The 12,732-nt window shown below is 39.0% G+C and carries 8 protein-coding genes; 1 reads left to right on the top strand and 7 read right to left on the bottom strand.

Annotated features, from left to right (window positions below; genetic code table 11):
* Positions 1–79: 79 nt before the first annotated feature.
* Positions 80–1,258 (top strand): low temperature requirement protein A, encoded by a 1,179-nt coding sequence (locus tag VB713_RS00995; protein ID WP_323309721.1) that lies wholly within the window; start codon positions 80–82, stop codon positions 1,256–1,258.
* Between the two features lie 158 nt (positions 1,259–1,416).
* On the opposite strand, the gene VB713_RS01000 is transcribed toward VB713_RS00995, so the two are convergent.
* From VB713_RS01000 to VB713_RS01030, 7 genes are all read right to left on the bottom strand, one after another.
* Entirely contained in the window at positions 1,417–2,244 is an 828-nt protein-coding gene (locus VB713_RS01000) for a sterol desaturase family protein (protein ID WP_323309722.1), read from the bottom strand.
* A gap of 263 nt (positions 2,245–2,507) precedes the next feature.
* Positions 2,508–3,308, bottom strand: coding sequence for a PEP-CTERM sorting domain-containing protein (locus VB713_RS01005; RefSeq protein WP_323309723.1), 801 nt, complete (start codon positions 3,306–3,308; stop codon positions 2,508–2,510).
* A 369-nt stretch (positions 3,309–3,677) separates the two neighbouring features.
* Complete coding sequence (locus VB713_RS01010; RefSeq protein ID WP_323309724.1) at positions 3,678–4,484, bottom strand: MBL fold metallo-hydrolase; 807 nt, start codon at positions 4,482–4,484, stop codon at positions 3,678–3,680.
* A 110-nt stretch (positions 4,485–4,594) separates the two neighbouring features.
* Entirely contained in the window at positions 4,595–6,862 is a 2,268-nt protein-coding gene (locus tag VB713_RS01015; RefSeq protein ID WP_323309725.1) for an adenylate/guanylate cyclase domain-containing protein, read from the bottom strand.
* On the bottom strand, positions 6,835–7,584 hold the full coding sequence (locus VB713_RS01020; RefSeq protein ID WP_323309726.1) for a DUF928 domain-containing protein: 750 nt from the start codon (positions 7,582–7,584) through the stop codon (positions 6,835–6,837). Before VB713_RS01020 ends, VB713_RS01015 begins: the two co-directional genes overlap by 28 nt.
* 201 nt (positions 7,585–7,785) lie before the next feature.
* A complete protein-coding gene (locus tag VB713_RS01025; protein ID WP_323309727.1) occupies positions 7,786–8,934 on the bottom strand; it encodes a tetratricopeptide repeat protein in 1,149 nt (382 codons plus the stop codon).
* A gap of 286 nt (positions 8,935–9,220) precedes the next feature.
* Positions 9,221–12,307 (bottom strand): plasmid replication protein, CyRepA1 family, encoded by a 3,087-nt coding sequence (locus VB713_RS01030; RefSeq protein WP_323309775.1) that lies wholly within the window; start codon positions 12,305–12,307, stop codon positions 9,221–9,223.
* Positions 12,308–12,732 lie beyond the last annotated feature (425 nt).

Genomic DNA, 12,732 nt, shown 5'->3' on the forward strand with positions numbered 1-12,732 from the left:
GATCGATAATTTTTTTGTAAAAACATTTCCTAAAACCCCTAAAATAGTTTTCGATTAGTAGTTTTTATTACCTAAACGGATGAAAAAAGGTTTGTGGCAACCGCCTAGATTACGCATTGGTGAGGAGCATGAAGAAAGACGTGCGACTTGGCTAGAACTTTTCTATGATTTAGTGTTTGTAGTTGCGATCGCAGAATTATCTCACAATTTGAGTAAGGATGTTTCTCTGGGCGGATTTGTTGGCTTTGTGGCTCTGTTTATCCCGATTTGGTGGTGCTGGATAGGGGCTACTTTTTATGCCACTCTCTTTGATACTGATGATTTAGGCGATCGCTTGCTAACTCTGCTACAAATGTCGATTATTATCGCTTTGACGATAAATTTGCATCACGGTCTGAGTACATCTTCTCATGGATTTGCTATTTCATATATAGCTGCTCGCTGTATTCTCATTCTTCAATACCTGATTGCCGGACACTATGTACCAGAAGCCCATCCCTTAACCAGTTGGTATGTCAAAGGTTTTAGTATTGGTGCTGCATTTTGGTTAGTTTCGTTGTTATTGCCAATTCCCTGGCGTTTTGGACTCTGGACACTAGGTTTGATTATCGAATTTCTAACTCCGTTAGGTACAGGTCAATTAGCAGTTCAAATCCCACCAAATATGTCTCATGTTCCAGAACGAATGGGACTATTTACAATCATTGTTTTAGGTGAATCAGTCGCCGCCGTAGTTAGAGGGGTAGCAGAAAAGCAATGGGATACTTCATCAGTATTAACTGCTGTTTCTGGTGTGAGCATAGCTTTTAGTTTCTGGTGGCTTTACTTCGATAGCGTAGATGCTTCACCATTAGAAACTATGAAAGTCGGGAAAATCAAAATCTTTCTGACTTGGCTTTATTCTCACCTACTCTTAGCTATAAGTTTAGCGGCAATAGGGGTAGGAGTTGAGCATATCATCGACAAAAGTGGAGTTAATATCCTACCAGGAAATGAACGTTGGCTTTTTTGTGGAGGGGTAGCGCTCTGCTTAATGGTATTGTCGATCATTAATTTCACAACTTGTGTTTTAGATAAAATGCAAAAGGGTAGAATTTTGAGTGCTTATCGTCTAGGAGCCGGAAGTTTTGTTTTATTCTTAGCTATTGCCGGAGGAAAATTATCTCCTTTGGTTTTAATCGCCCTTGTAGCTTGCAGTTGTATGGTGACAGTGGTTCTAGACTTATTCACCAAAAATCAGTTTTCTGTCAGTTCTTAGATACAGCAGAATTCAGGAGTCAGGAGTCCAAAAGTATCGCTTGTGCCACGCTATCATGAGTTAGAAAGAAGAAAATGGACTGGCTATAGGCGTGAGCCTTCTCGAAGAGTACCAAGAATTTCTGTGGGTTTAGCCCGGAAAGTAAAAGATAGAGTTAATTAATCTTCATTCCTTAACTGCCATTTTAAAGGTTGCACAAGTTGCCCAGCAAAACTTGGCGCAATAGGAATATCAATGCCGTATTTACTAGGCCACCTATTCTTCGGTAGGTAAAATGTGCCGAAGAATTTATCCACCCAAGGAAAAATCGCGGCGTAGTTTTTATTAATATACTTCTCCCCATCATTGGTGTGATGCCAATGGTGAAAGGCGGGAGTGGCCACCAACTTCTCCAGCCAACCGAAACGCCAGCAAATATTTGCGTGGATGAAGAAGCTCCATATAGTACCGAAAAGTGCATACAGCAAGGGAACTAAATCCACAGTCTTCCCTGTTGGCTGCGCCAAGCCCAGTAGATATATGGGAATTAAGCCGCAAAGTCTGGTGAAGAACATATCTAAAGGGTGTGTGCGGGTATTAACTAGCCAGTCCATTTCTTCCGCACTATGGTGGATGGAATGGAAGCGCCATAGCAGAGGAATCTCATGGGACCAGCGATGACCCCAATACGAGCCGAATTCTCCAACAATGATCACCAGCATAAAGCGCGTCAGCAGAGGGATATCCGCTATCCATGCATACAGTCCACTGGACTCGATATGATGAACTCCCTTAGCAATTATTGATATTGGTAGGATCAAAAGGAACTTGGGCAGGAGACTGTTGAGAAAGTAATAGCCTAAATCTGCAATAAATCCTTTACGGAAAACCTTCTGTCGGTTCTGAGAACAGAAAGTTTCTAGAGGTACGAAAATAACTATGAGCAGTACCAACCAAATACATAATCTGAAGACATCTAACGCGAATGATTGGAGATAATGTTGCATTTGTCAGAGCCTTTCCATACCAAGACTAAAAATATACGGCTGGATTAATTTACATAAGGTGATTTCTAAAATAAAAATTACCACACAATATCACTACATCGTCAGAGAGAACTACTGTTTGCCCTCCTAATCAATAAATTCTTTTTTAGAAATCACCTAAGCGTCATATAGAGTTAAAATAAGAGGATGCCACATCAACGGTATCCTCTTAAAATCATACAGGTATTTATCATACCTGAATTTAGATCGAAAAATGAGCAGAATTAAGCACGTTTCGCTTGGGTTACTTTTGCTAACTTCGATTTAAAACCAATACCTAATCCTAGTACGATTACTGCACCCAAACCAAATATAGATGAAGGTTCAGGAACAGAAGTACCTTTGACAGCCTCAACGGAGACACCATCTAAAAGAACAAAAGGTGGCAATCCTACTGGACCGCCTGTGGCGAAGAATTGCAGCAATTGACTTGAAGAATTAGCTGTGAAAGTCAATGATTCTTTAACCCAACCACTAAAACCATGATTGGGAAGATTAAATGCAGTTGCGTACTGAGTCTCTCCGCCAAATACAACCTTCCATTGGTCATAAGTTGAACCGCTAAAACCGAATTGCTGTGCGGCTGCATTATAAAAAGACACGGTGTATTGCTGTCCTACAGTGAGTCCGTTCAACAGCTGACTAATAGGAGCATAATTCTGATAGACTGGATCTACCGCTAGAAAATTTCCGCCATCAGGACTACTGGCAGGCCAAACATCAAGACCACCATTATTAGAACCCCAAAACGTTAAAGGAGCGCCATAGTATTCACTAGGAGATCCTGTCGTATCAGCGGTTCCAGACCCGAAGATAAAGTCGTAGCTGGTGGGTGCTGGGAGATAAGTCCAGCCGGGTAACTCTGTGCCATAGGGCGTGCCTAACTGCCCAGTTAAGCCGTTGGAGGTGGTCTCAAAACTACCATTTGTTACTAGATTCGTTGCTTGCGCGGAAGAAGAAACGAAGGCGGAAAGGGTAATTGCTGACAGCCCGATAATCGCTGATTTAGCTAGTTGATTGTGCATTATTGTTTCTATTAGTTATTGATTTAATATCTTGGATGGTGGATTCAGTTGCTATTTCAGTAACATAATCTGAATAGATCTACTGAGACAAGCCCTATAATACAAACTTGATGAAAAGTTCATGAGAAATTCAAGAAAAGACATTTCATTCAATTAGATATCGACTGACTTTAACAAGTTCTGTGGGTTTAAGTCACCTGCTTCTATAAGCGGTAAGTTTTGTAACGGAGATTTAGACTCCGTCACAAAACTTAATTACGAATTATTTTAAATATGCATTATCTAGAACTCTTTTAGAGACATTTCATGGGTAGGGATTCTCGTTTCTAAAATCTTGTTCAGAGGTGTCTATTCGGTAATGGGGAGATCCTACGCCTCAAACCCCACTTTTAATTCTTGACTATGTGAGGATGAAAATTCAAAAACCTGTCCACATTCTACAAAACCGCAAAATCCATCTTTTTTGGCATCAGGAAGCAATCCTGGCTGATAACCATAGAGCCATATTTTATTTTTAATTTTTTCTGGTAGCTCTGTTAATTGTTCATAATTGGCATGAACAGGAGTTTGATAACGGGAGGTTTCACAATCATGAAAAATTATATCGGCCTGTTCATATATATCTCCATTTCTGTCAAAACATAATTGGGTATCTGTGGATAAAAATATTTTTACCCCTGCTAAAGTAAAAAATAACCCGTAGCTTGGCATGAGATAAAAGCCATTATTAACATGAATAACTCTGACTAAATTAAACCTGATGTCTTGCCACATAAAATAACCTTGTCGGTCAACTTTATGTTGTTCAAAGAAGGTTTCTATATTGGCAATTTCTCCATCAAGAGACCTGAGACCACCAGATAAGGTTCTATCCCACAGGTTGCTGGATACATCTTTGCTTAAATAAAGATGTGGCTTTTTGCATTTTGGGTCAAACAAGGTACTAAAAGCTATATATTCAAGTCCTCCAACATGATCAGAATGGAGATGACTGATATAAATATCAGTGATATCACGATATGATAAACCAGCTGCATGGAGAGAAAATCTAATGTCTGTTCCACAATCAATTAATAGTTTATGGTTTTGTTCAGTGACTAAAAGTATATTAGACTGAAAATTATTAGCACCAACTGTAAAAGCTGAACCCGAACCTAAAAATATTAACCTTGTCATTTTACTAGTATTTCAGTAATTGGATATTATGGAGAAGGGGAAAGGGTGATTAGTATGTTGGTATATAGCGTTGCAACTTTATACCTTATTTACCTACTATCTACTATAAATTATGGAATATTCTGGGAATTTATTTGATCAATTAAAGTGTTAAATTTTGTTATAATCGCTGGGGGTTTGGCTGTAAAACGAATGCAAAAATCACCTATTTTTGCAGGTTTTTCCAAAACTTTGGCATACATATCTTCGGTTTCTCCTGAGTTATTGGGTGTTAATAAATTAAGTTTTATATTACAGAGGAAAAATGGTAGAGTTTGGAGTTCTTTATTGGCTAGAGAAATCTCTGCTTCATTAATTGAAAGTCTGACTAAAATTCCTTGGTAAGATGAATTGCCGATATCTTTCCCATCTAACAATAGGTATTCAATGGGGATAGGTTCAGGAAGATTGCATAATTCTTCTTGATGTTCAGAGAGAAAAAGATTGTATTCGCCGATGATACCAGCTATTTTGTATACATTAATTGGTTCTTTAACACCTTTTGGTTTTACCTGAGTTTGACTAGCAATTATGACTACTGACTCTACTTCATGAAAGGTGGATTCAGAAATAATTATTTCACCACCGGTTGTATAGCCTTCAATACGGTAGGTTAAATTAACTTGACTACCGACGATACCGTATTTGGTGCGTTTTTCAGAACCAATATTTCCTACTACCACAACGCCTGTATTAATGCCGATGCCCATTTCTAGAGGTGGTAAGCCCCATTCTTTCATTTGGGCGTTCACTTTGACCATTGCCAATTGCATGGCGACACCGCAGGCTACGGCCCTAGTAGCATCGTCTTCTCTAGCTGTGGGAGCGCCAAAGAGTACTAAAATACCATCACCCATGAATTCATCAATGGTTCCCTGATATTTGGTAATTTCATCTGCCATACATTCCAGGTAAAAGTTGAGAATTTTAACTACTTCTTCTGGTTGTAAGCGTTCTGATGTGGCAGTGAATCCTCTTAAATCGGATGTGAAGATGGTGATTTTGCGTCGTTCTCCTCCGAGTTTCAATCCTTGTGGACTTTCTAGTAAATTGGCTACGACTTCATCTGTGAGGTAACGTCCAAATACTTTGCGGATATCTCCAGCGGTGCGAGCGATGTAAGCTGTGATGGCAATTACAGCCCCTGTTAATGCTAAGAATGCTGGGACTACAGGAAGCCACAAGCCGGAAAGGAAAGCTACATAGGTGCTGCCTAGCAAAGCCCCTCCTGCTAGGACAGCGCTGATTATTCTCTGTAATGTGAGTAGGTTTTGTAATCGCAATTTCCAGGTTAGGGTAGCGCCAACTCCACTCCAGAGTAAAATCCATAGCCATTCTACAGGTTCTGACCAGGTTCTAAATAGCGATCGCTCTTCGATGGCTGCACTGATGATTTGGCTGGTGAGATTGGCATGAATTTCTACTCCACTCATTGGTTCTGGAAGGCTGAGAAGTCCGCTGCTGTGGGGGGTAAAAAATGAATCTCGAAAACTTTCGCCGATGTAACCAATGAAAATAATGCGATCGCGCCCCCAATTTGCTGGTACTTTGTCTTCTAGAATATCCGTCATGGAAACCGTCTCAAAGTTACCACTTTTTCCCCGATAGTTGATTAATATCTGATAACCACGAGCATCAGCACGTACATAACCACCATCATAGCTTTCAAAGGGAATAAATTTGGTTTTCCCTAGTCGGAAATCTTTGCTGGCGGTGATTCCTTCTTTTTCTAGATAACGCAAAGCTAAATGCAAACTAAAACTGTAGACTGTTTCTCCATTTTCTGTATTCACATACATTAAGCCGCGTCGTACTTTGTTATCGGCATCAATGATCAGGTCATTTGCACCCACTTGACCCAAGGATTTGAGTACGGGGGGTGGGTCTACTGTCTCGTTTTTCCTGTCTCCAACTACTTTCTGAATACCAACCAGATTAGGTGTAGATTTAAATACTTGTTCTAATTCTGAAGTCCCAGGTGGTAAAGGTAAATTCCGGTAAATATCGAGGCCAATAGCTCTTGGTTGTTTGGTTTTGAGTTTGTTGAGTAATTTGGCTAAGATGCGATCGGAAATGGTTGCTTGTTTGAGATTATCCAAGTCGGTTTCATCAATACCAACCATGACAATGCGCTGATCTTGGGCTTCTTGAGGTCGCCAACGCATATATTGATCAAAAACTCCCCACTCCCAGGATTGTAATAACCCTGCAAAGCGAATGAGAATAATAAACATGGCGATTACAGGGGTGGTAATCCACAAACCGCGTCCTTGCCACAGAAGATGTTTAATTTTGTCCAGATCCATCGGTACTAAGGTTCCGGGTTTTGTTGACAACACTTAAGGATAGGTTCTTCGGCTATGACCTCTAGACCTACTGATTTTAAAAGTTCTTGCCATTCATCTGGCTTTTGATCGCGTAATTGAGCAATATTGTTTAAGGTTTCTGGCCACAAATCATTTTTGGCATAAATCTCTGCCTGTTTTAAAGGTGTTGCTTGCCGGAGGTCTTTATTCAATGATGAACTGATAGTTGTGCGTTGGATATCCCCTGAGGTATATTCATCTCCGCTTCTGTCTTCAGAATTGCAAATTAGGGTGAAGTACCATTGATATTTTTGGCCTGTTTTGATGCCAGCAGTAGGGGGAATGTTGAGTTGGACTATTCCAGAAGTACTGGGCAGTTTAAAATTTGTTTGATAGATATCATTATCTTCTTCTGACCTCAGTACAAATTCACCAGTAGTTGCGCTAGTTTTAGGAACATAAAAATATAGTGTGGGATTGTCTAAGCCTGTTTTGATCTGATTATCTCGTCTGGGTGTTAAGGCCGTGAGAGTAGGTTTTCCTTTCTCAAGATGGATACAGGAAAATCCTCGTCTTCCTCCGCCAATTGTCGATTCTGGCTTGCCTCTGGAATCTCCTGATGGAAATTCTAAACTGATTTTGATTGGTAATGGCTGTGCCAGTAATTGTGAAGGAAAGATATGTGCAGTTAACAGGACTGGAGAAATTCCGATTGCAAGTTTTCCTAGATACTGAATATATTTTTGTCGATTCATGATATTTAAGATTAAGTTTATTACTTTTCTAAGGTAATGTACTGTATTTGATTAATACATGGTTTTAGGAAAACGTTACAATTAAAGTAAGAATTCAGGAGTCAGGAGTAAAACTGGCTTGGTGTCTAGGTTTCAATTTTGATTCTGTACCTCATTAATCTGCAATTTGCTGTAGGTATGTAATTAATTCTGTCGGATTATTTACTGTTGCTGAATTTGTGCAATTAGGTTGGTGACGTTTTGATAGTATACATTGTTTCCTTCTTGGTAAAAGAAACTAGCAGATTGTCGGAAATCTTCAATAGCTGCTTGACTATTTCCCAAATGCATATGGATATTTGCCCGCAGGAAGTAAGCTGTTGCATAATTAGGTTGGATTTGTAAGGCTCGATTATAGTCTTCGATAGCTTTTTGATAGTTTCCTAATAAGCGATGAGAATTTGCGCGATCGCAATATCCTTCTACTAGATGGGGATTTAGTTGTAGTAATCTAGTGCTATCGGCAATTGCGCCTCGATAGTCTCCCAGGTGGCGGAGTGCATTAGCCCGCAAGCCGTAAACTATCGGTAAGGTGGGGTTAATTTGCAATGCTTGGTTATAGTCTTGAATGGCGTTTTGATAGTCTTCTAGGTTGCTATAGACTAAACCCCGTTGATGGTATGCTTGGTCATCATCTGGATTGAGTTGGATGGCGTGATTGAAATCAGCGATCGCTCTTTGATAGTCTTGGAGGTGTGACATAATCAAGCCTCGGTTATAGTAAGCTTCACCAAACTGGGGATTAATTGCTAATGCCTGATTATAATCTGCGATAGCTTCGCTCGCCGCAGGCATCGCACCTTGATAGTCTTTGAGAGCATAGCGGCTATTACCTCGGTTATTGTAAGCTGCGGCTAAGTTGGGATTTAGCTGTATGGCTTGGTTGTAATCAGCAATTGCTTCTCTATGCTGACCGAGGATATAAAAAATATTACCGCGATTACTATAAGCGGCGACAAAATCAGGATAGTACTTTAAAGCTTGGTTGATGTCTGCGATAGCTGCTTGAATATCTCCTCGTTGAAAACTAGCTAAACCCCGGTTATGGAAAGCCTTCGCAAGATCGAAATTGATATTTTCTAACTGAGTACCATTATCGCTGACTTGTTGATAATCTGCGATCGCTAAATCAAACTCTTCTAACCCCAAATAGGCATGACCCCGATAATGGTAAGCTATCTCCAGGTAGGGATTTAGCTGTATTGCTTGGTTAAAAAGAGCGATACCTTCGGTCAGCGCAGCTATCGCCCCTTGATAATCCCCAGATAAATTTTTCTTTATTCCCTCATTTATCAACTCTTCAGTATTCATAACAAATAGGTAGTGTTGAATATTTATCGTTAGCATCAGAATTTCATCAGAAATCCAGTCCCCCTCCTCGCTTGCGCTACGGTGTACACACATCCTGATCCAGAGAGAGTTTTCAGCCCTAAAAACCGAATTTAACTGTAAATCCAGTTCCCCTCCTCGCTTGCGGGGAGGGGCTAGGGGTGGGGTTCTTTGGAATTAATTGGTAATTGAATAAGTTTGACATAACATCATTACCAAGTTTTCACATTCAATGAGGCAACAATATATTACATACAAGCTAGAAACGCTACATTTGTAAAGCCAACGCTTTAGATTCTAAAACACAATCAACCCCTTTCACATGATTTAACATTAATTCATCACGTTGCTGCCAAACCGCAAAAATCCTTTCCCTCCCATCACTTATAGTTTCCAAATCAATTTTATAAACATCATTTACCTGCTGCAACTTCAAACCCAACAAACCTAAAAGCTTACCAATTATTTTAATTCCAGAAACCATTTTCTGATTACTTGATAAATCAATACCCAACGCCCTCTTAATATGTTTACTATTCTGAACAGCTACAGTTTTCAACCAAATAATATCAGCATCATTCTCATCAAAAACTCTTTCTCCTTCCAAAAATTGCAGCATACCTAAAGCTCGCATTGCTTCAACTTTGAGAGTATAAGTCCTTAAATCTGGTAAAAAAACCTTTCCCTCACCCCAAAATAATTGTTGATGCCATTCTTGCTCATCTCTCACATGAAAATATTCACTTTCATGAGTCAAATAATAGTGCGTTAACAACTGTCCATAATACCCTTTATCATCCAGCAACTTCAACAAAGGAGTCACTTCAATCCCATATCTATGTCTGAGAATATATTTATTGATTTGGTGTCGTTCCTCATTACTGAGAGAATGTTTAGTTAATAGCTGCTCATATTCCACATAATCAATATCCCTAGCTGTAGATACAGCATTTGCGGCTAATAATTGATTTTGCTGTTTAATTTCCTGAATTTTGCGTTTAATATCTTTAGCCTTTTGACGACTATTTGACCAGTCTTTCTGCACTTTGACAATTTCTAAAATCAACCTCTTCCGGTTCTCCACGTCACTAGAATCAGTTGCAAAGAAAGCTAAACGCAAATCCCGAAGAATATTATTTTGAACTGCATTACTCCGCATCATAATTTTATGTCCGTCATCAATCAAACCTTCTTGCATAGATTGACGATAGAGCCGAATAGAAGCATTTACCCTTGCAGATAACTTAGCCCAAGTTCGTAAATGAATTGGGTCATAAACTAAAGGTAAATCCACATCAATTTTATGTAAAGGACTAAGCAAAGCTAAATTTTCTTTTTGATTTTCCTGATACCAATGAGATAGCAAGCGATAATTTGTACTTCCACTACCAATTAAACCAATACCGCGTTTAGCACACCAGACAACACGAGGAATATCATCACGCACTCTTGCTAATGCTTGACGTGCTTCCGAGTCAGGAATCACCCCCTGAAAAATCCCATAAACACGGTCAAAATGTTGAACATCAATACTAATTCCTGTTCCCAAACTAGGAGTAACAAAAACAGTATCATAATCAGTAATTTTTTGATTAATCGCAGCGATAAAATCAACTGCTGCATGGCCGGGTGTATTAGTAGTATGGCTACTCACAACCAAAGTTTCAGGAAATTGCTTTCTTAATTTCTGTAACCGTTGTTTTAGATAACCTTCAATTGTTTCACAACTATAACGTCCAGTGCGGCTATCAGTAGTTACATAACATTTGCGTCCAGAAATTAAATCTAATTCCAATTGATGAATTAATGGTGTAGGGTTCGGTGAATCATAAAAAGTTACATCCCAACCTTTGTGAGGCTTCCATTGATTAACAACTACCCAAGGTGTGATTTTAGTTCCTGATAAAACTTGTAAATATTCTAGAGAAACATCTGATAAATCGGCATCCTGGGCAATTACTAAACCCCCAGACATAAGAATTGTAGAAATTAATTGTTGAAAAATTCTCAGAATTTTAACACGCTTTTGCTTACAAGTATTACTATTAAGTAAATGCCATAAAGATTGCTCAACTTCATCTAAAATTACTATCGCACCACGCCAATCTTCTGGATTAAGCTTCCAAATAGAATCAACACATAAGCCAAAAGATTTATTTATTGGTAAAGGATAATTTATAATTGGTGATTTTGGTTCTTCTTCTAGATTCCATGCTTCATGATTAATTCCCCATTGAATCCCAATTTTTTCACACAAAAACCGCCCTAAAAGAATGCGGTGTGTAATTAATAGAACAGGTTGATTACGACTTTTTGCTTGATTGACAACAGTTTGCAGTCCTGTCGTTTTACCCGTTCCTTTCGCTGACTTTACTCCCACTAAACCAGAAGTAGGAAAAGGTAGTTCTCCCAAATAAGGAAGGTTGACAGTAAGTGCAGCAGGAATTGTTAACTCAGTGTGGGGTTTCGTTTGAGCAATGTAAATTTCTAAATCTATACTTTGACGATAAATTTTTTCAAAATTAGTTGCACCTTTCGCAACAATAAATTCATCAACACCTTTTTCCCTACCTGGAAGTTCTACAACTTTTACAGGACAGTCTTGTTGTTGAAATAAACCGCCAAGTTGGGTAATAGCATTATTAACAGCCGCAATTTTTTTAGCTTGAGTTTCAAAATCGAAACATATATAAAAACTGCGTTTTGTTGCCGCAAAAACTGCTAAATCAGGTATTAGTTGCCGACGCGTAACTTTGCCAAAGTTATCTTTAACAACTCGATAACCACTAGTAATTCCCGGAATAGCAATAGCCACATAACCTTGTGTTAATAAAGCTGCTGCTTTTTTCACACCTTCACAAATAATTATAGATATATTGTGTTCCATTACCCATTGCCAAAAGCCCTCCGCTTCGCCATCAGCAGCAATGGTGATATTTTCAGGCATAGGTAAATTATAACGTTGGGAAACTTGCTGCCAAATTTGCAAATTTACCCGCAGACAAAACACCCGCGTTGGTGTGCTGGGGGGATGTTCATATTTAATCGACTTACCATTTTGATTTTGTCGGGGTTGGGTTGGTTTAAAACATCCCCATTCCATCATTTGCCAATTATTTAAAGGATCTCGTCCAGAACACCACCAACCACCTTCTGTAATATGGTTGTAACGCTGCAACCAACCGCTTTTTATCATGCCAGTATTGGTGCGGGGTAGTTGTTCTGAAATGAGTAAGTAATCATAGGCATTAACACCTTGAAGCGATCTAAAGTTTAGTCGCGTTAAGTGTAAATCTATACTACTACTCTTGACTAATTCTTCAAGGTGTTGGGGGTGTAAATAATGCAGATGCATGATGGGAAGCACTAAGGGAAGACAACGAGATTCAAACCTTAGCACGCATCTGCTGATTTTTTTACAGAAGATTTTGTGTTTTTTATATGATATTTTTGCTACATAGTTGTCAGAAATACTTCGGTTAATACAGAAAGTGCTTATTTTCCCTTTTGTCCTGTGGAAGTAATAATTTTGTATTGTGATTTTTGTGTGTGATTAATTTTTATTTATCAGTAAATTTTTCCGAAAATAGTAAAAATGTATTTTTAGCGTGTAGAATCAAAATTTGTCAAAAACATCAATCTGTTTTATCTGATTGTGATGCATTCTCCAAAACAAAAGATAATACAGCGGTTTCCGCTCTTATGAGGTACATCTTAGCCCCCTCATCGCTTGCGGGGAGGGGGTTGGGGGTGGGGTTCTTGTACTTTATAACACCGGGA

It is taken from the genome of Anabaena cylindrica UHCC 0172, assembly GCF_034931625.1.
In the GTDB taxonomy this organism is placed as follows: domain Bacteria; phylum Cyanobacteriota; class Cyanobacteriia; order Cyanobacteriales; family Nostocaceae; genus Anabaena; species Anabaena cylindrica_A.

Bases quoted from the DNA above. Each gene is read 5' to 3' on its own strand.
- VB713_RS01000 (WP_323309722.1), bottom strand. From the start codon at position 2,244: ATGCAACATTATCTCCAATCATTCGCGTTAGATGTCTTCAGATTATGT.
- VB713_RS01030 (WP_323309775.1), bottom strand. From the start codon at position 12,307: ATGCATCTGCATTATTTACACCCCCAACACCTTGAAGAATTAGTCAAG.
- VB713_RS01025 (WP_323309727.1), bottom strand. From the start codon at position 8,934: ATGAATACTGAAGAGTTGATAAATGAGGGAATAAAGAAAAATTTATCT.
- VB713_RS00995 (WP_323309721.1), top strand. From the start codon at position 80: ATGAAAAAAGGTTTGTGGCAACCGCCTAGATTACGCATTGGTGAGGAG.
- VB713_RS01010 (WP_323309724.1), bottom strand. From the start codon at position 4,484: ATGACAAGGTTAATATTTTTAGGTTCGGGTTCAGCTTTTACAGTTGGT.
- VB713_RS01005 (WP_323309723.1), bottom strand. From the start codon at position 3,308: ATGCACAATCAACTAGCTAAATCAGCGATTATCGGGCTGTCAGCAATT.
- VB713_RS01020 (WP_323309726.1), bottom strand. From the start codon at position 7,584: ATGAATCGACAAAAATATATTCAGTATCTAGGAAAACTTGCAATCGGA.